The following is a 17,658-nucleotide window of genomic DNA, read 5'->3' on the forward strand; positions in this document are numbered from 1 at the left end:
GATTTATCTGCCTGCCAACAAGGTGGTGCAGCCGTGCCCGTTCACTAATTAATAGCCTTGCTGTGTTTGATCGGGCACCATTCGCGCCACTGCACTATTTCATCACTTAACTTCCAATGGGTCCTGAAACGACATGGCAAACCCGGACGCCCTGAGTCAGCAGCGAGCTTCAAATCGCCTGCTGCAACCGACCGTCAAATCTCATCTGGCGTACACGCTGCTCTGCGCACTGGTCATGATGGTGATGTTTTCCCTGCTGCGCCTGGCGCTGCTGGTCTACAACCGCGAGATGATCCTCGACACGCCGGCCTCGACGTTTCTTGAAGCCTTCGCCAACGGCCTGCGCTTTGATATCCGTCTGGTGGTGTACCTGCTGATTCCGCTGCTGCTGGCCCTGTTCAGCGTACGTGCGATGGCCGCGCGCGGGTTCTTCCGTTTCTGGCTGACGATTGCGTCCAGCATCGCCTTGTTCCTGGGCCTGATGGAGATGGACTTCTACCGCGAGTTCCACCAGCGCCTCAACGGCCTGGTCTTCCAGTATGTGAAGGAAGACCCGAAAACCGTGATGAGCATGCTCTGGTACGGTTTCCCGGTGGTGCGCTACCTGCTGGCCTGGGCCGTAGGCACGCTGATCCTGAGCATGGCGTTCAAAGGCGCCGACCGCGCCACGCGTCCACGCGGGCCGTTCAGCGGTGGCAGCATCGGCACGCGCCCGGTCGCGCCGTGGTACAGCCGCATCGCCGTATTCGTGGTGTGCCTGCTGATCGCCGTGGTTGCCGCCCGTGGCACCCTGCGCCAGGGCCCGCCGCTGCGTTGGGGCGATGTGTACACCACCGATTCGAATTTCGCCAACCAACTGGGCCTCAATGGCACCCTGTCGCTGATCGCGGCGGCCAAGGCGCGTTTCGGCGAAGACCGCTCCAATATCTGGAAAGCCACGCTGGACCAACCGCTGGCCACCCAGACCGTGCGCGACATGCTGGTGCTGCCGCAAGAGAAACTGGTCGATACCGACACCGCCGCTGTGCGCCGTGACTACATGCCACCGGCCGAGAAGACCCTGCCGATCAAGAACGTGGTCGTGATCCTGATGGAAAGCTTCGCCGGTCACTCGGTAGGCGCATTGGGTCGCCCAGGCAACATCACGCCGTACTTCGACAAGCTGTCCAAGGAAGGCCTGCTGTTCGACCGCTTCTTCTCCAACGGCACCCACACCCACCAGGGTATGTTTGCCACCATGGCGTGCTTCCCGAACCTGCCAGGTTTTGAATACCTGATGCAGACCCCGGAAGGCAGCCACAAACTGTCGGGCTTGCCGCAGTTGCTCAGTGCACGCAAGTTTGACGACGTATATGTCTACAATGGCGACTTCGCCTGGGACAACCAGTCGGGTTTCTTCAGCAACCAGGGCATGACCAACTTCATCGGCCGCAACGACTTCGTCGACCCGGTATTCTCCGACCCGACGTGGGGCGTGTCCGACCAGGATATGTTCAACCGGGGTCTGGAAGAGTTGAAGGCGCGTGAAGGCGGCAAGCCGTTCTACGCACTCCTGCAAACCCTGTCCAACCACACGCCGTACGCACTGCCGACCCCATTGCCGGTAGAGAAAGTCACCGACCGTGGCAGCCTCAACGAGCATTTGACGGCCATGCGCTACTCCGACTGGGCCCTGGGCCAGTTCTTTGAAAAGGCCCGCAAGGAGCCGTATTTCAAAGAGACCCTGTTTGTGATCGTGGGCGACCACGGCTTCGGCAACGAACAGCAGATCACCGAGATGGACCTGGGCCGCTTTAACGTGCCGATGCTGATGATCGCACCGGGCATGCAAGAGAAGTTCGGCGAGCGTGACCACACCGTAGGCACTCAGATCGACATCGTGCCGACCATCATGGGGCGCCTGGGTGGCGATACCCGGCATCAGTGCTGGGGCCGTGACCTGCTGAACCTGCCGGAAGGCGACAAGGGGTTTGGCGTGATCAAGCCGTCGGGCAGCGACCAGACCGTGGCCCTGGTCACCGCAGACCGTATCCTGGTACTGCCCAAGGAGATGCCGCCGAAGTTGTGGCAATACGAATTGGGCGCCAACCCGACCGGTAAAGTGATTGCTGAATCGCCGGACGAAGCAGCACTCAAGCAAAAACTTGAGTCGTTCCTGCAGACGGCTACCAAGAGCCTGCTGGATAACACCGCCGGTGTGGTTGACGGCAAGCCGGACTAACTAACCGGCAATAAAAAAGAGGCCTTTGAAGGCCTCTTTTTTTATCTCGTGTTTATATCCGACCGAGTAACAACAGCACCAGCAGAACCACCAGCACGACGCCCAGAATACCGGACGGGCCATAACCCCAGTTACGCGAGTGAGGGAACACCGGCAGGCCACCGACCAGCAGGAGGATCAAGATAATGATCAGAATGAGGCTCATGGTTTTTTTCCTTATTGGCCTTCTGCAAAGACCGGTTGTTAACGATACGCTCGTACATCTTGTAACGAACGCCTTAACAACTCCGACTCTGTCCCATCCAAGAAAATTCCAAGTTTTTTTAAAGCATTTCGCTCAGTCGGTTATTTCTTTTAAACCGCGCGCACTTAACGATCTTAGTTGAAAAAAGATTGAACTAAGGCGCTGCGCAGGTATCCGACCGAGCCTGCGGTTTGCCTGGGGCATTCATCACTCTGATGGTGCGTGGGTGCGGGAAAAACCTTCGCTACACTGCCGGTCACTTCTTCTGTGAACCACAAGGCTACTTCCTATGCAAAATCGCATGATGATCACCGGCGCCGGGTCCGGCCTGGGTCGTGAAATCGCTCTGCGCTGGGCCCGCGAGGGTTGGCAGTTGGCCTTGTCGGACGTGAGCGAGCCAGGCTTGCAGGAAACCCTGCGGCTCGTGCGCGAGGCCGGCGGCGATGGGTTTATCCAGCGTTGCGATGTGCGTGACTACAGCCAACTCACCGCGTTCGCGCAGGCGTGCGAGGTGAAGCTGGGGGGCATCGATGTGATCGTCAACAATGCCGGCGTCGCCTCGGGCGGCTTCTTCGCCGAGTTGTCCCTGGAAGATTGGGACTGGCAGATCGCGATCAACTTGATGGGCGTGGTCAAGGGCTGCAAGGCCTTCCTGCCGCTGCTGGAAAAGAGCAAGGGGCGCATCATCAATATCGCCTCCATGGCGGCGCTGATGCAGGGGCCGGCCATGAGCAACTACAACGTGGCCAAGGCCGGTGTGGTGGCGCTCTCGGAAAGCCTGCTGGTGGAACTCAAACAGCAGGAAGTCGGGGTGCATGTGGTGTGCCCGTCGTTCTTCCAGACCAACCTGCTGGATTCCTTCCGCGGTCCGACCCCGGCGATGAAAGCCCAGGTGGGCAAGTTGTTGGAGAGTTCGCCGATTTCGGCGGCGGATATTGCCGATTACATCTTCCAGCGTGTCGCGGAGGGTGAGTTCATGATCCTGCCCCACGAACAGGGGCGCATGGCATGGGCGCTTAAGCAGAAGAACCCGCAGTTGCTTTATGACGAGATGACGACCATGGCCGATAAAATGCGCGCCAAGGCCCAAGCTACTAAAGGCTGAATGGGTATGAGTCTGTCAGGCAATTTACCTGTATGTGTAGGTATTGCCTGATTTCATCGCAAGCCGTTGCTGCAGCCCTACCCAGCGCGCATGGTTGAGGTCCTGTTACTCAAAAAGGACAACCGCCATGCTGGTCTTAAGCCGCGCCGTAGGCGAAATCATCTCCATCGGCGATGACATCGCCGTGCACATCCTTGAATTGAACGGTTCCCAGGTTAAGTTCGGCGTAACCGCGCCGGCCGAGGTGCATGTGCATCGCGCCGAGGTGTACCAGAAAATCCAGGAGCAACAAACCGCCCAATCCCAGCCCCTGACCGCCCCCTGAAAGAGGCGTCAGTCGAACAGATGCTTGGGCACGTCGTGCTTGAGCATCAATTGGCATTGCTCGCTTTCCGGATCGAACACGATCAGTGCCTGGCCTTTGGTCAACGCCTGGCGCACCCGCAGCACGCGGGTCTCCAGCGGCGTGTCGTCGCCATTGTCGGTGCCGTCACGGGTGACGAAATCTTCGATCAGTCGGGTCAGGGTATCGACTTCAAGCGCATCGTGTGGAATCAGCATACAAGCCTCGGGTATCAAGTCCCGGCGATGCTACTGCGCCGGGACCCGTGTTGCCAGCGTCAGGACTTATTACCGACCAGACTGTCCACCGACGGTACGCGCGTGTCGCTCTCCATCTGTGTCTCGTGCTCGATCTGATGACTGAAGCGGTCCAGTGAACCCTGGGCCGGCTGGGCATCGCTGGCGAACACCGGCGGGCTGAGGATATACGCACCCAACAGACGGCTCAGCGCGGCGAGGCTGTCGATGTGGGTGCGTTCGTAGCCGTGGGTCGCGTCGCATCCGAACGCCAGCAGCGCGGTGCGGATATCGTGGCCGGCGGTCACCGCCGAATGCGCGTCGCTGAAGTAGTAGCGGAACAGATCGCGGCGTACCGGCAGGTCGTTGTCCGCCGCCAGGCGCAGCAAATGCCGCGACAGATGATAGTCATACGGCCCGCCGGAATCCTGCATCGCCACGCTGACCGCATGTTCGCTGGACTGCTGGCCGGGGGCGACCGGGGCGATGTCGATGCCGACGAATTCACTCACATCCCAGGGCAACGCGGCGGCGGCACCGCTGCCGGTTTCCTCGGTGATGGTGAACAGCGGGTGGCAGTCGATCAACAACGGCTCGCCGCTGTCGACAATCGCCTTGAGTGCGGCGAGGAGGGCCGCCACGCCGGCTTTGTCATCCAGGTGGCGCGCACTGATATGCCCGCTCTCGGTGAACTCGGGCAAGGGGTCGAAGGCCACGTAGTCACCCACACTGATCCCCAGGGAGTCGCAATCGGCGCGGGTTGCGCAGTAGGCGTCCAGGCGCAGTTCCACGTGGTCCCAGCTCACTGGCATTTCGTCCACGGCGGTGTTGAATGCGTGCCCGGAGGCCATCAACGGCAACACACTGCCACGGATGACACCGTTGTCGGTGAACAGGCTGACGCGGCTGCCTTCGGCAAAGCGGCTCGACCAGCAGCCGACCGGCGCCAGGGTCAGGCGGCCGTTGTCCTTGATGGCACGCACAGCGGCGCCGATGGTGTCCAGGTGCGCCGACACCGCGCGGTCGGGGCTGTTTTTCTGGCCCTTGAGGGTGGCGCGAATGGTGCCGCGCCGGGTCATTTCAAAGGGAATGCCGAGTTCTTCCAACCGCTCGGCGACATAGCGCACGATGGTGTCGGTAAACCCGGTGGGGCTGGGAATGGCGAGCATTTCCAGCAGCACTTTCTGCAGGTAGTTGAGATCCGGTTCAGGGATGGTTCGGGTCATGAAAACTCCTGATGAGATAAGGGTGCTTTTGTGGCGAGGGAGCTTGCTCCCGCTGGGCTGCGGAGCAGCCCCAGTCAATTCACCCGGTTCTTTCAGTTAAAGCGCGTTGGCCTGTTTCAGGGCTGCTACGCAACCCAGCGCGAGCAAGCGCCCTCGCTACAGGTCATTGGGCGGCCGGTTGGCTGTGCGGAAATAGCAGGTCCACAAACTTCTCCGCTGTCGGTTGCGGTTCATGGTTGGCCAGGCCGGCGCGTTCGTTCGCTTCGATAAACACGTACTCGGGTTGATCGGCGGCAGGCACCAGCAGGTCCAGGCCCACCATCGGGATGTCGAGGGCGCGGGCGGCGCGTACGGCGGCATCCTTGAGCGTCGGGTGCAGGATTGCGGTGACGTCTTCCAGGCAACCGCCGGTATGCAGGTTGGCGGTACGGCGTACGGCCAGTGTTTCGCCGCGCGGCAGGATGCTGCTGTAGTCGTAGCCCGCGGCGGCCAGGGTGCGTTCGGTCTCGGCGTCCAGCGGGATTTTGCTTTCGCCGTCGGTAGCCGCCTGACGACGACGGCTTTGCGCCTCGATCAACGCGCCGATGCGATGTTGACCGTCACCGACCACTTGCGCCGGGCGCCGGATCGCCGCGGCGACCACCTCGAAACCGATCACCAGGATGCGCAGGTCCAGGCCCTCGTGAAAACTTTCCAGCAGCACCCGGCTGTCGAATTGCCGCGCCGTCTCAATCGCCTGCTGCACCTCTTCGATGCTTCGCAGGTCCACCGCCACGCCCTGGCCTTGCTCGCCATCGAGCGGCTTGACCACGATGCGCTGGTGTTCGTCGAGGAACTCCAGGTTCTCGTCGGCACTGCCCGCCATTTGCTGCGACGGCAGGTTCAGCCCGGCGGCCTGGAGCACCTTGTGGGTCAGGCTCTTGTCCTGGCACAGGGTCATGCTGATGGCGCTGGTCAGGTCACTCAGCGACTCCCGGCAACGCACGCGGCGCCCGCCATGACTGAGGGTGAACAACCCGGCGTCGGCATCGTCCACCTGCACATCGATGCCACGACGGTGGGCTTCCTCGACGATGATGCGCGCATAGGGATTGAACCCCGCCTGTGGACCAGGGCCAAGGAACAGCGGCTGGTTGATGCCGTTTTTGCGCTTGATCGCAAACGTGGTCAATGCGCGAAAACCGAGCTTGGCGTAGAGGTTCTTGGCCTGGCGGTTATCGTGCAGCACCGACAGATCGAGGTAGCTCAAGCCACGGCTCATGAAATGCTCCACCAAGTGACGCACCAGCACTTCACCCACGCCGGGGCGGGTGCATTGCGGATCGACCGCCAGGCACCACAGGCTGCAGCCGTTTTCCGGGTCGTGGAAGGCTTTTTGATGATTCAGGCCCATGACGCTGCCGATCACCGCGCCGCTGTCTTCGTCTTCCGCCAGCCAGTACACCGGGCCGCCTTGATGACGCGGCGTGAGGCGTTCGGCATCGATCGGCAACATGCCGCGCCCTTGATACAACTGGTTCACCGCCTGCCAGTCGGCCTCGCTCTGTACCCGGCGGATACGAAAGCCGCGAAACACGCGGGTTGAGGGGCGATAGTCGGTGAACCACAGGCGCAACGTGTCGGACGGGTCGAGGAACAGCTGCTGCGGATCGATCCCGAGAATCTGCTGGGGCGCGGCCACATACAGCGCGATGTCGCGCTCGCCGGGGTGCTCATTGAGCAGTTCCCCGGCCAGGCTGGCCGGGTCCGGGAAGGTGTGCCCGATCAACAGCCGGCCCCAGCCGCAATGCACGGCAATCGGTTCGGCCGCCGATGGGCTGCCGTCTTCGGCCAGGCGTGCTTGCAGGCGTTCGTACGTGGGCGCCTGGCCTTTGAGCAAGCGTTGGCTATACGCCGCTGCGTTAGGTTTCATGGATCAGATTCCTTGTTCGCTGAGCCACAGGTTCAGCGCCGCCAGTTGCCACAACTTGGAGCCGCGCAACGGGGTCAATTGGCCTTGAGGGTCGGTCAGCAAGCGGTCGAGCATGGCCGGGTTGAACAGGCCGCGGTCCTGGCTCGGGTCCAGCAGCAGATCGCGTACCCAGTTCAAGGTGTCGCCCTGCAAATGCTTGAGGCCAGGCACCGGGAAGTAGCCTTTCTTGCGGTCGATGACTTCACTCGGAATCACCCGGCGCGCAGCTTCCTTGAGCACCTGTTTGCCGCCATCGGGCAGCTTGAATTTGCCCGGTACACGGGCCGACAGTTCCACCAGGCGGTAGTCCAGGAACGGTGTACGCGCCTCCAGGCCCCAGGCCATGGTCATGTTGTCGACGCGCTTGACCGGGTCGTCCACCAGCATCACCGTGCTGTCCAGGCGCAGGGCCTTGTCCACGGCGGCATTGGCACCCGGCATTGCAAAATGCTCACGCACGAAGTCGCCGGCGGCGTCATTGGCGGTCAGCCATTTCGGTGCGACGGTGGCGGCGTAGTCGTCGTAGCTGCGGTCGAAAAACGCCGCGCGGTAGGCGGCATACGGGTCGCTCGCGCCGTCCACCTGCGGGTACCAGTGGTAGCCGGCAAACAATTCATCGGCGCCCTGGCCGCTTTGCACCACCTTGCAGTGCTTGGCCACCTCCCGCGACAGCAGGTAGAAGGCGATGCAGTCGTGGCTGACCATCGGCTCGCTCATGGCACGGAACGCCGCCGGCAGTTGCTCGATGATCTCACTTTCGGCGATGCGCAGTTGGTGGTGACGGGTGCCGTAGTGCTTGGCGATCAGGTCCGAATACTGGAACTCGTCGCCGCGTTCGCCGCCGGCATCCTCAAAACCAATGGAGAACGTGGACAGGTCCTGCACGCCGACTTCGCGCAACAGGCCGACGAGCATGCTTGAGTCGACACCGCCGGAAAGCAGCACGCCCACATCCACGGCAGCGCGCTGGCGGATGGCCACGGCTTCGCGGGTGCTGTCGAGCACGCGGTCGGTCCAGTCTTGCAGCGTCAGGTTTTTTTCATCGTCATGCGGGCCGTAGGGCAGGGTCCACCAGGTTTTTTGCTCGGTGGTGCCGTCGGCGTCGATGCGCATCCAGCTCGCCGGCGGCAGTTTTTCGATGCCCGCCAGCAAGGTGCGTGGCGCAGGTACGACGGCGTGGAAATTGAGGTAGTGATTGAGCGCCACCGGGTCGAGGATCGGGTTGATGTCGCCGCCCTTGAGCAACGCCGGCAGGCTCGATGCGAAGCGCAGGCGCTGACCGGTGCGCGACAGGTACAACGGTTTCACGCCGAGACGGTCACGGGCGATGAACAGGCGCTTGGCGTCACGCTCCCAGATGGCAAACGCAAACATGCCGTTGAGCTTGGGCAGCAGCGCTTCGCCCCAGGCGTGATAGCCCTTGAGCAGCACTTCGGTGTCGCCGCCGGAATAGAACGCGTAGCCCAACGCTTCAAGCTCCTGACGCAGTTCCGGGAAGTTGTAGATGGCACCGTTGAACGCCAGTGACAGCCCCAGTTGGGCGTCGACCATCGGCTGGGCCGAGCCGTCCGACAGGTCCATGATTTTCAGACGCCGATGGCCCAGGGCAATCGGCCCTTGGGCCTGGAAGCCCCACGCATCAGGGCCGCGTGGTGCCAGGTGATGGGTAATCCGTTCCACTGCCGCGAGGTCTGCAGGGTGGTGATCGAAACGTAACTCGCCAGCTAATCCGCACATAGGTTCCTTACCGGTTTTTCCGTTGGGGAGGGATAAACGTACCGTGCACCAAAATGGCCGGTACCCAGAAACTGACCCGAGCAGATTGTGGGAGTTTTAGAACAATACGTTATAAGGCGATCTGCCTTGATGGCCTGCTGCTCAGCCGGTGAGCGGCGCGGCTGCGCTGGAATGTGCGGTAGACAGGTCAATGTTCAATGCAAAGTTCGGGTCAGCCGCCCGTGTTATGACTCGGCCTTGCCGCGTATCAACGCACGCAAGGCGAACCGGTTCGGATGGCAGGCTTCGGCCACGCTGCGTGGCAGTGGCAAGGGTTCATTGTCCAGCCAGGCCGCCAGCAGCTCTGCACACAGCGGCGCGGTGACCAGCCCGCGCGAGCCATGGCCGCTGTTGATATACAGGCCGTCGAGCCACGGGCAGGGCGCCTCGGGGATCTGGCGGGCATCCTTGCGCAACGCCGCGTAGGTCTGGTCGAAGGCACCGCGCTCGGCCAGCGGACCGACAATCGGCAGGTAGTCCGGGCTGGTGCAGCGAAAGGCCGCTCGGCCTTGCAGCTGTTCGGCAGGCAGATGATCGGCGCCCAGGCGTTGCAGCAGGTCGGTGGAGATTTCGCGCAGCATGTCCAGGTTGCCGACATGTTCGGCCACGGTCGGCGTCAGATCATCGTTGTTAAAGTCGAAGCTGGCCCCCAGGGTGTGTTCGCCCAGGCGCGCCGGGGCGACGTAGCCCTCGGCGCAAACCACGGTGGTCAGTGCCTGGCTGCGCGGAGTGTGCGCCAACCGGGTGATCTGCCCGCGAATACGTTTGAGCGGCAGATCGGCGCTGACGGCGAAACGCTTGATTTCGGCGGCGCCGGCCAGCACCACCACACTGGCACTGGCCAGCACCGTATCGCCCGCCGTGGCCTGCCATTGGCCATCAACGCGTTGCAAGGCCAGGGCCTCATGATGCGCCAGCACCTCGATCAACGGGTGGCGTGCCTGCCACTCACACAACGCGGGTGGATGCACCCAGCCACCCTCCGGGAAAAACAGCCCGCCCTGTTCCAGTGCCACGCCGGCGCGGGCCTGGGCTTGCGCCGCGTCCAGCAGGTGCAGCAGGCTCGGTGCGAAGGCGTCCGCCAATTGCGCCTGGCGTTCGGCTTCCTTGGTATTGAAGGCCAGTTGCAGCACGCCGCAGCCGTCCCAGTCGACGCCGCGGTGCAGGTGTTCCAGCAAGCGCCGAGTGTGGCCGAAGCCGCTGAGAATCAGCTGAGAAAGCGCCGTGCCGTGGGCCGAGAGCTTGAGGTACAGCACGCCTTGCGGGTTGCCCGAGGCTTCCTGTGCCAGCGCCGCATGACGCTCCAGCACGCGCACGCGCCAGCCGCGCGCGGCCAGGCTGGCCGCCGTGGCGCAACCGGCCAGGCCACCGCCGATCACCAGCGCGCTGCGTTCGCCGCGAAGGCGCGCCGGGCGGGCGAACCAGGGTTTGCCGGGCGCGGGCAGCGGCGTTTCGGCCGGCCAGCCGAGGAATTCACCGCGCAGGATCTCCCACTTATGCCCGATACCCGGTGTGCGCTTCATTTTGAACCCGGCAGCATTGATCAGCCGGCGCACCCAGCCGGTGCTGGTAAAGGTACTGAGGGTCGAGCCGGGGGCCGCCAGCCGTGCCAGTTCGGCGAACAGTTCGGCGGTCCACATATCCGGGTTCTTCGCCGGGGCGAAGCCGTCGAGAAACCAGGCGTCGACCTGGGCATCGAGTTGCGGCAACTGGTCCAGGGCATCGCCGATCAGCAGCGTCAGGGTCACCCGGCCTTTATCCAGGACCAGCCGCTGGAAACCCTGGTGGATGGCCACGTATTGGCCCAGCAACTGATCGGCCAGGGCCTTGAGCTCGGGCCACAGCGACAGTGCGCGGGCCAGGTCGGCGTGGCTCAGGGGGTATTTTTCGACGCTGACAAAGTGCAGGCGCGCCCCGCGTGGCGCTTGTTGATTGAACAACTGCCAGGCGCACAGGAAGTTCAGGCCGGTGCCGAAGCCGGTCTCGCCAATGACAAAGCCGCCGTGATCGGGCAGGGCCGCGAAACGTTCCTGCAGGCGGTTCTGCTGCAGGAACACGTAGCGCGTTTCTTCCAGGCCCGACTGGTCGGAGAAGTACACGTCGTCGAAAACCCGCGAATGCGGGCGACCTTGGTCATCCCAGTCGAGCTGGGCATGGGCGATGGGGGTCATGGGCGGCTCATAAATAACGGCAGGCAAAGGCAAGGCGGCCATTCTAGCTGATCAACCGGCAATGAATTGATCCATGGCAATCGCGGGTGGAATTTCCTCCTACGTGTTGCTGCCCAATCCGCTAGTCTTGAGCCATCTTGAAACGGAGCTGCCCATGTTCGAATCCGCCGAAATCGGTCACGCCATCGACAAAGACACCTTCGACGCCGAGGTGCCGGCGCTGCGCGAAGCGCTGCTGGAGGTGCAGTACGAGTTGCAACAGCAAAAACGCTTCCCGGTGATCATCCTGATCAATGGCATCGAAGGCGCGGGCAAGGGCGAAACCGTCAAGCTGCTCAATGAGTGGATGGACCCGCGCCTGATCGAAGTGCGCACCTTCGACCAGCAGACCGACGAAGAGCTGGCGCGCCCTCCGGCCTGGCGCTACTGGCGGCAACTGCCGGCCAAGGGCCGCATGGGTGTGTTTTTCGGCAATTGGTACAGCCAGATGCTGCAAGGCCGCGTGCATGGACAGATCAAGGACGCGCGTCTGGACCAGGCCATCGCCGGTGCCGAGCGCTTGGAAAAGATGCTGTGCGATGAAGGCGCGCTGATCTTCAAGTTCTGGTTCCACCTCTCCAAGAAACAGATGAAAGCGCGGCTCAAGGCCCTGGCCGACGACCCGTTGCACAGCTGGCGCATCAGCCCGCTGGACTGGCAGCAGTCCGAGACCTACGACAAATTTGTGCATTTCGGCGAGCGTGTGCTGCGCCGTACCAGCCGCGACTACGCGCCCTGGCACGTGATCGAAGGGGTCGACAGCAATTACCGTGGGCTCACCGTGGGCAAGCTGCTCCTGGAAGGCATGCAAAACGCGCTGAAACTGCCCAAGGGCAAGGCCAGCGGCATGAACCCGGCGCCGCTGATCGCCTCGGTGGACAAGAAGAGCCTGCTGGACAGTCTCGACATGACCCTGCGTCTGGACAAGGATGACTACGAAGAACAGCTGATTACCGAGCAGGCGCGGCTCTCCGGCCTGATGCGCGACAAACGCATGCGCAAGCACGCGCTGGTCACGGTGTTTGAAGGCAACGATGCGGCGGGCAAGGGCGGCGCGATTCGTCGGGTGGCGGCGGCGCTCGACCCTCGCCAGTACCATATCGTGCCGATTGCCGCGCCGAGTGAAGACGAGCGCGCCCAGCCCTACCTGTGGAGGTTCTGGCAGAAGATCCCGGCGCGGGGCATGTTCACCGTGTTCGACCGCTCCTGGTACGGCCGCGTGCTGGTAGAGCGCATCGAAGGTTTCTGCACCCCGGCGGACTGGATGCGTGCCTACGGCGAGATCAACGACTTCGAAGAGCAACTGCGTGATGCCGGCGTGATCGTGGTCAAGTTCTGGCTGGCCATCGACAAACAGACGCAGCTGGAGCGCTTCCAGGCCCGTGAGGACATCCCGTTCAAACGCTTCAAGATTACCGAAGACGACTGGCGCAACCGCGACAAGTGGGATGACTACCGCGCGGCCGTGGGCGACATGGTCGACCGCACCAGCACCGAGGTGTCGGCCTGGACCCTGGTGGAAGCCAACGACAAGCGCTGGGCGCGGGTCAAGGTACTGCGCACGATCAACCAGGCGCTGGAGGAGGCGTTTGCTAAAACCGACAAGCACGACAAGAAGAAAAGGAAATAGCCTGGATGGCTCGGTCCGATGTGGGAGGGGGCGTGACCCGATGGCCCCTCCCACACAAACCGTGTGCCACCCCCATGCTTTTGCATCCATGGGGTGAATGATCGTCGCGGTTGGGCAGGCCTGGATTTATCCTCGATCCATCTCCCAACAACGACAAGATCGAGGTAGCCCATGCGTGAAGTTGTGATCGTCGACAGCGTACGAACCGGCCTGGCCAAGTCCTTTCGCGGCAAGTTCAACCAGACCCGCCCGGATGACATGGCGGCCCATTGCGTCAATGCGCTGCTCACTCGCAATGGCGTCGACCCGGCCACGGTGGAAGACTGTATCGTCGGCGCCGGCTCCAATGAAGGCGCCCAGGGCTACAATATCGGGCGCAACGTGGCGGTGCTGTCGCGACTGGGCACCGGTACGGCGGGCATGACCCTCAACCGTTTCTGTTCCTCGGGCTTGCAGGCGATCGCGATTGCGGCCAACCAGATCGCGTCGGGCTGCAGCGACATCATCGTCGCCGGTGGCGTCGAATCCATCAGCCTGACCATGAAGAGCGTCAATACCGACAACCTGATCAACCCGCTGCTCAAAGAGCAGGTGCCGGGCATTTACTTCCCCATGGGCCAGACCGCCGAAATCGTCGCGCGGCGCTACAACGTCAGCCGCGAAGAACAGGACCTGTACGCCCTGCAAAGCCAGCAACGCACCGCCCAGGCTCAGGCCGAAGGCTTGTTCAACGATGAAGTCGTGCCGATGGCGGTGCGGTACAAGGTCGAGGACAAGAACACCGGCGCGGTGCAGGTCCTTGAGGGCGTAGTCGATCGGGACGACTGCAACCGTCCCGACACCACCCTGGCCAGCCTGCAGGGGCTCAAACCGGTGTTTGCCGAAGACGGTTCGGTGACGGCGGGCAACTCCTCGCAATTGTCCGACGGCGCGTCGATGACATTGGTGATGAGCCTTGAGAAAGCCCTGGCACTGGGGCTCAAACCCAAGGCGTTTTTCCGTGGCTTCACCGTGGCTGGCTGCGAGCCGGACGAAATGGGCATCGGCCCGGTGTTCTCGGTGCCCAAGTTGCTTAAAACGCGAGGCTTGCAGGTGGCGGATATCGACCTGTGGGAGCTCAACGAAGCGTTCGCTTCCCAGTGCCTGTACGCGCGCAATCGTCTGCAAATCGACAACGCCAAGTACAACGTCAACGGCGGCTCGATCTCCATCGGTCATCCGTTCGGCATGACGGGGTCGCGGCAAGTCGGGCATCTGGTGCGTGAGCTGCAGCGGCGCAAGCTGCGCTACGGCATCGTGACCATGTGCGTCGGCGGCGGCATGGGAGCGACGGGCCTGTTCGAAGCCGTTCGTTAGCTTTGATTGAAGGCCAGCGGTCAACGTGGGAGCTGCTCGGCTCCCACCTTTGATTGCTGTTGAATCAGGTCCAGTGGTGGACCGGCCAGCCCGCCTTCTCGGCCTGTTCGCGCAACACCGGGTCCGGGTTCACCACGTGTGGATGATCAACCTTCAGCAACAACGGCAGGTCGTTGCGCGAGTCCGAGTAGAAGTAAGCGCCCTCCAACGTCTCGCCGTTGAGTTCCAGCCATTCCAGCAAGCGCGTGATCTTGCCTTCACGGTAGGTCAATACGCCCACGGTGCGGCCGCTGTACACGGCGTGGGCGACGTCCAGCTCAATGCCCAATACCTCATCGATACCGATGCGCGCCGCAATCGGTTTGACCAGGTGGGTGCCCGAAGCGGAAATCACCAGAATCCGGTCGCCATTCGCGCGATGCCTGGCGATGGTCTTGGTCGCGTCGCTGTAGATCAGCGGCTCGATCACATCCTCCACCCAGGGTTCCACCAGATGCTCGATCTCCTCCGGCGTACGGCCGATCATCGGCTCCAGGCTGAAGTCCATGAAGTCCTCCATGCGCAGCTTGCCCTGGCTGTAGGCGTCCATCAGTTCGTTGTTCCTGCGCATGAACGATTCGGGGTCGACCCAGCCCAGGCGGCCCATCTGCTCGCTCCACAGGGTGGCGCAGTCGCCGTGGATCAGGGTCTCGTCCAGATCAAAAATTACCAATGCCATCGGTCACGCTCTCTCAGTCAATCGTTGCATCAGGCTACTTCACACAGTGCACTGGGGTCGATGGAAAGTGCCAGGCGCTGGCCGTCCGGGTGCAGGTCGTCGGCAGAGCGGTTGAGCACATCGACCACCAATTCCACGCCCCGCGCTTCGATGCGGTAGCGGATCACGTTGCCCAACAGGCTGTGGCTGCGTACCAAGGCGTCCAGCTCGCCGCTGCGGCTTAGTTCGATGGCCTCGGGACGAATCGCGATGCGCCCGCTGATCGGGCGCTGCAGCAATTGGGTGGCCTTGTCGGCATCGAGCAGGTTGTAGTTGCCGATGAACCCGGCGGCGAACACGTCCACCGGCGCGGTGTAGAGGGTTTCGGCATCGCCGCTTTGCACGATCTTGCCCTGGTTCATCAGAAAGATGCGGTCGGACATGGTCAGGGCTTCTTCCTGGTCATGGGTCACGAAGATTGTGGTCAGCCCCAGTTCACGCTGGATCTGGCGGATCTGTTCGCGCAGGTGCTTGCGAATGCGCGCGTCCAGCGCCGACAGCGGCTCATCCAGTAGCAACAGGCGCGGGCGGGTGACCAGGGAGCGGGCGAGGGCCACGCGCTGGCACTGGCCGCCGGACATCTGGTGTGGGTAGCGCCCGGCCAGGTCCTTGAGTTCCACCAGTTGCAGCACCTCCTGTACGCGCTTGTGGCTGTCGTCGGCGTTGACCTTTTGCATGCGCAGGCCAAAGGCGACGTTCTGCTCCACGGTCATGTTGGGGAACAGCGCGTAGCTCTGGAACACCATGCCGATGTTTCGTTTTTGTGGGCTGAGCGGGACGATGTCCTGGCCGTCCAGCAGGATCTTGCCGCTGTCCACCGAGGTCAGCCCGGCGATGCAGCGCAGCAGGGTCGATTTGCCGCAACCGGACGGGCCGAGCAGGGTGACGAACTCGCCCTTGGCGATCTCGCAGTTGATATCGCTGAACACCGGCGTACCGGCGTAGCCTTTTTGCAAATGTTGGACGCTGACGAAGCTCATTGGCTTTTGTCCTTGTTCAAGATATTGGCGGCCCAGGTCAGCACCAGCACAAAGAAGAAATAGGAAATGACCACGGCACTGGTGAAGTGGCCGCTGCTGTTGCGCATGTTGTTGAGGTACACCTGCAGGGTCTCGTAGCGGGTGCCCACCAGAATGTTGGCGAACACGAACTCACCGAACAGGAACGAGAAAGAAAGCAGCAGCGCCACCATCAGGCCTTTGCGCAGGTTGGGCAACACCACGAAGATCGCCGCTTGCCAGGTGCTCGCGCCGAGCAGTTGCGAGGCGTCCATCAAGTCGCGAAGGTTGATCGCCTGCAGGTTGTTGGTGATCGCCCGGTACATGAACGGCAACGCCACGGTGAAGTAGCAACCGATCAGAATCCAGGGTGTACCCACCATTGCGAATGGTCCGGAACCGTAGAGTTGCAGCAGGCCCACCGACGACACCACCGGCGGCACCGCGAAGGGCAGCAGGATCAGGATGTTCATCAGCGCATCGAGCTTGGGGAAGTGGTAATGCACCACGAACAGCAGCGGCAGGATCAGCACCACCGACAGGATCAGCGCGCCCACGCACACCAGTAGTGACTGACCGAAAGCCATCAGGAAGCGTGGATCACTCCACAGCTGTACATACCACTTCACCGTAAAGCCGGCCGGCAGAATGGTCGCCGACCAACTGCTGGCAATCGAATAGATAAACGTGCCCACCAGCGGCAGTACCAGGATTGCAAACAGCAGGTACACCACCGTCCGGTGGTAGAGGGTGGCCGGGCCGGCTTCAGCGCGAGACATGGTAGCTCCTCTTGAGCAGCAGTTGATGGACCACCGTGACCAGGGTCATCAGCGCCACCAGCACCACGGCCAGTGCGCTGGCCATGTTCGGGTCAAGTGACACATCGCCGGAGACCAGCCCCGCGATACGGATCGGCAGCACGTTGAAGTTACCGGTGGTCAGAGCGTAAACGGTGGCGTAGGCACCCAGGGCATTGGCCAGCAGGATCACGAAAGTGCCCAGCAGCGCGGGCGTGAGTACCGGCAGGCCAATATGCCGCCAGAACTGCCAGCCGTTGGCACCGAGCAGGGACGCCGACTCACGCCAGTCTTCGCGCAGCGCATCGAATGCCGGGTACAACAGCAGCACGCCGAGGGGGATCTGGAAGTAGGTGTAGAGGATGATCAGGCCGGTTTTGGAATACAGGTTGAAGTCCTGGATGATCCCCGCCTGTTTGAGCATGAGGGTGATGCTGCCGTTGAAGCCCAGCAAAATGATGAACGCGAAGGCCAGGGGCACGCCGGCGAAATTGCTGGTCATGTTGGCGAAGGCGGTGACGAAGTTGCGCAGCGGCGAATCCACGCGGCGCAGCGAGTAGCTGCCGAGGGTGGCGATGATGATGCCGAAGATGCTGGAGTAGAAACTGATCTCCAGGCTGAACTGGATCGCTTGCAGGTAGAACTTCGAACTGAAGATGCGCACGAAGTTTTCAAGGCCCCAGCCGGCCTCCTCGGTTTGCAGGCTGTTGATCAGCACCCACACCAGCGGCGCGATTTCGAACACGATAAAGAACAGCGCGAAGGGCACCAGGCACAGCAGCGCCAGCCATTTGCCGCGAGTCATGGC

At 62.3% G+C, this 17,658-nt stretch carries 15 protein-coding genes; 5 read left to right on the forward strand and 10 right to left on the reverse strand.

Features of this window, described 5'->3' with window-relative positions; all coding sequences use genetic code 11:
- The first annotated feature begins 133 nt into the window (after window positions 1-133).
- Entirely contained in the window at window positions 134-2,221 is a 2,088-nt protein-coding gene (locus V6M90_RS26530) for an LTA synthase family protein (protein ID WP_003172958.1), read from the forward strand.
- Window positions 2,222-2,273: 52 nt separating this feature from the next.
- Here the strand turns inward: V6M90_RS26530 and V6M90_RS26535 are convergent, their stop codons facing one another.
- A complete protein-coding gene (locus tag V6M90_RS26535) occupies window positions 2,274-2,426 on the reverse strand; it encodes a DUF3309 family protein (RefSeq protein ID WP_015885095.1) in 153 nt (50 codons plus the stop codon).
- 328 nt (window positions 2,427-2,754) lie between these two features.
- Here V6M90_RS26535 and V6M90_RS26540 point away from each other — a divergent pair, with 328 nt between their 5' ends.
- On the forward strand, window positions 2,755-3,570 hold the full coding sequence (locus tag V6M90_RS26540) for an SDR family oxidoreductase (protein WP_003172960.1): 816 nt from the start codon (window positions 2,755-2,757) through the stop codon (window positions 3,568-3,570).
- Window positions 3,571-3,697: 127 nt separating this feature from the next.
- Window positions 3,698-3,895 carry a carbon storage regulator CsrA gene (gene csrA, locus V6M90_RS26545; RefSeq protein ID WP_003172961.1) on the forward strand — a complete coding sequence of 66 codons (198 nt, stop codon included), beginning with the start codon at window positions 3,698-3,700 and terminating at the stop codon, window positions 3,893-3,895.
- Between the two features lie 8 nt (window positions 3,896-3,903).
- Here the strand turns inward: csrA and V6M90_RS26550 are convergent, their stop codons facing one another.
- The 5 genes from V6M90_RS26550 to mnmC form a co-directional block, all read right to left on the reverse strand.
- On the reverse strand, window positions 3,904-4,131 hold the full coding sequence (locus V6M90_RS26550) for a YheU family protein (RefSeq protein WP_003172962.1): 228 nt from the start codon (window positions 4,129-4,131) through the stop codon (window positions 3,904-3,906).
- A gap of 59 nt (window positions 4,132-4,190) precedes the next feature.
- The gene (locus V6M90_RS26555; RefSeq protein ID WP_078732404.1) at window positions 4,191-5,375 is read right to left on the reverse strand and encodes an osmoprotectant NAGGN system M42 family peptidase; all 1,185 of its coding nucleotides are present in this window, start codon (window positions 5,373-5,375) and stop codon (window positions 4,191-4,193) included.
- Between the two features lie 163 nt (window positions 5,376-5,538).
- A complete protein-coding gene (gene ngg, locus V6M90_RS26560; protein WP_003172964.1) occupies window positions 5,539-7,287 on the reverse strand; it encodes an N-acetylglutaminylglutamine synthetase in 1,749 nt (582 codons plus the stop codon).
- A gap of 3 nt (window positions 7,288-7,290) precedes the next feature.
- The gene (locus tag V6M90_RS26565) at window positions 7,291-9,063 is read right to left on the reverse strand and encodes an N-acetylglutaminylglutamine amidotransferase (protein ID WP_003172965.1); all 1,773 of its coding nucleotides are present in this window, start codon (window positions 9,061-9,063) and stop codon (window positions 7,291-7,293) included.
- A gap of 224 nt (window positions 9,064-9,287) precedes the next feature.
- Complete coding sequence (mnmC, locus tag V6M90_RS26570; protein ID WP_003172967.1) at window positions 9,288-11,273, reverse strand: bifunctional tRNA (5-methylaminomethyl-2-thiouridine)(34)-methyltransferase MnmD/FAD-dependent 5-carboxymethylaminomethyl-2-thiouridine(34) oxidoreductase MnmC; 1,986 nt, start codon at window positions 11,271-11,273, stop codon at window positions 9,288-9,290.
- A gap of 154 nt (window positions 11,274-11,427) precedes the next feature.
- Between mnmC and pap the strand changes: the two genes are divergently transcribed.
- Complete coding sequence (gene pap, locus V6M90_RS26575; RefSeq protein WP_141063619.1) at window positions 11,428-12,942, forward strand: polyphosphate:AMP phosphotransferase; 1,515 nt, start codon at window positions 11,428-11,430, stop codon at window positions 12,940-12,942.
- A 171-nt stretch (window positions 12,943-13,113) separates the two neighbouring features.
- Window positions 13,114-14,298 (forward strand): thiolase family protein, encoded by a 1,185-nt coding sequence (locus V6M90_RS26580; RefSeq protein WP_332847402.1) that lies wholly within the window; start codon window positions 13,114-13,116, stop codon window positions 14,296-14,298.
- Window positions 14,299-14,362: 64 nt separating this feature from the next.
- Here the strand turns inward: V6M90_RS26580 and V6M90_RS26585 are convergent, their stop codons facing one another.
- Genes V6M90_RS26585 through V6M90_RS26600 form a run of 4 tightly spaced genes read right to left on the reverse strand, consistent with a single transcriptional unit; the run spans window position 14,363 to window position 17,655 of the window.
- Window positions 14,363-15,016 (reverse strand): HAD family hydrolase, encoded by a 654-nt coding sequence (locus V6M90_RS26585; RefSeq protein ID WP_003172970.1) that lies wholly within the window; start codon window positions 15,014-15,016, stop codon window positions 14,363-14,365.
- Between the two features lie 29 nt (window positions 15,017-15,045).
- Complete coding sequence (locus V6M90_RS26590; RefSeq protein ID WP_305428966.1) at window positions 15,046-16,035, reverse strand: ABC transporter ATP-binding protein; 990 nt, start codon at window positions 16,033-16,035, stop codon at window positions 15,046-15,048.
- Entirely contained in the window at window positions 16,032-16,832 is an 801-nt protein-coding gene (locus V6M90_RS26595; protein WP_003172972.1) for an ABC transporter permease, read from the reverse strand. Before V6M90_RS26595 ends, V6M90_RS26590 begins: the two co-directional genes overlap by 4 nt.
- Window positions 16,819-17,655: an ABC transporter permease gene (locus tag V6M90_RS26600; protein ID WP_176156617.1), complete on the reverse strand. Its 837-nt coding sequence runs from the start codon at window positions 17,653-17,655 to the stop codon at window positions 16,819-16,821. The genes V6M90_RS26595 and V6M90_RS26600 overlap by 14 nt, the downstream gene beginning before the upstream one ends.
- Window positions 17,656-17,658 lie beyond the last annotated feature (3 nt).

The organism is Pseudomonas lactucae (assembly GCF_036688725.1).
GTDB lineage: Bacteria > Pseudomonadota > Gammaproteobacteria > Pseudomonadales > Pseudomonadaceae > Aquipseudomonas > Aquipseudomonas lactucae.

Bases quoted from the DNA above. Each gene is read 5' to 3' on its own strand.
- V6M90_RS26530 (WP_003172958.1), top strand. From the start codon at position 134: ATGGCAAACCCGGACGCCCTGAGTCAGCAGCGAGCTTCAAATCGCCTG.
- V6M90_RS26535 (WP_015885095.1), bottom strand. From the start codon at position 2,426: ATGAGCCTCATTCTGATCATTATCTTGATCCTCCTGCTGGTCGGTGGC.
- V6M90_RS26540 (WP_003172960.1), top strand. From the start codon at position 2,755: ATGCAAAATCGCATGATGATCACCGGCGCCGGGTCCGGCCTGGGTCGT.
- csrA (WP_003172961.1), top strand. From the start codon at position 3,698: ATGCTGGTCTTAAGCCGCGCCGTAGGCGAAATCATCTCCATCGGCGAT.
- V6M90_RS26550 (WP_003172962.1), bottom strand. From the start codon at position 4,131: ATGCTGATTCCACACGATGCGCTTGAAGTCGATACCCTGACCCGACTG.
- V6M90_RS26555 (WP_078732404.1), bottom strand. From the start codon at position 5,375: ATGACCCGAACCATCCCTGAACCGGATCTCAACTACCTGCAGAAAGTG.
- ngg (WP_003172964.1), bottom strand. From the start codon at position 7,287: ATGAAACCTAACGCAGCGGCGTATAGCCAACGCTTGCTCAAAGGCCAG.
- V6M90_RS26565 (WP_003172965.1), bottom strand. From the start codon at position 9,063: ATGTGCGGATTAGCTGGCGAGTTACGTTTCGATCACCACCCTGCAGAC.
- mnmC (WP_003172967.1), bottom strand. From the start codon at position 11,273: ATGACCCCCATCGCCCATGCCCAGCTCGACTGGGATGACCAAGGTCGC.
- pap (WP_141063619.1), top strand. From the start codon at position 11,428: ATGTTCGAATCCGCCGAAATCGGTCACGCCATCGACAAAGACACCTTC.
- V6M90_RS26580 (WP_332847402.1), top strand. From the start codon at position 13,114: ATGCGTGAAGTTGTGATCGTCGACAGCGTACGAACCGGCCTGGCCAAG.
- V6M90_RS26585 (WP_003172970.1), bottom strand. From the start codon at position 15,016: ATGGCATTGGTAATTTTTGATCTGGACGAGACCCTGATCCACGGCGAC.
- V6M90_RS26590 (WP_305428966.1), bottom strand. From the start codon at position 16,035: ATGAGCTTCGTCAGCGTCCAACATTTGCAAAAAGGCTACGCCGGTACG.
- V6M90_RS26595 (WP_003172972.1), bottom strand. From the start codon at position 16,832: ATGTCTCGCGCTGAAGCCGGCCCGGCCACCCTCTACCACCGGACGGTG.
- V6M90_RS26600 (WP_176156617.1), bottom strand. From the start codon at position 17,655: ATGACTCGCGGCAAATGGCTGGCGCTGCTGTGCCTGGTGCCCTTCGCG.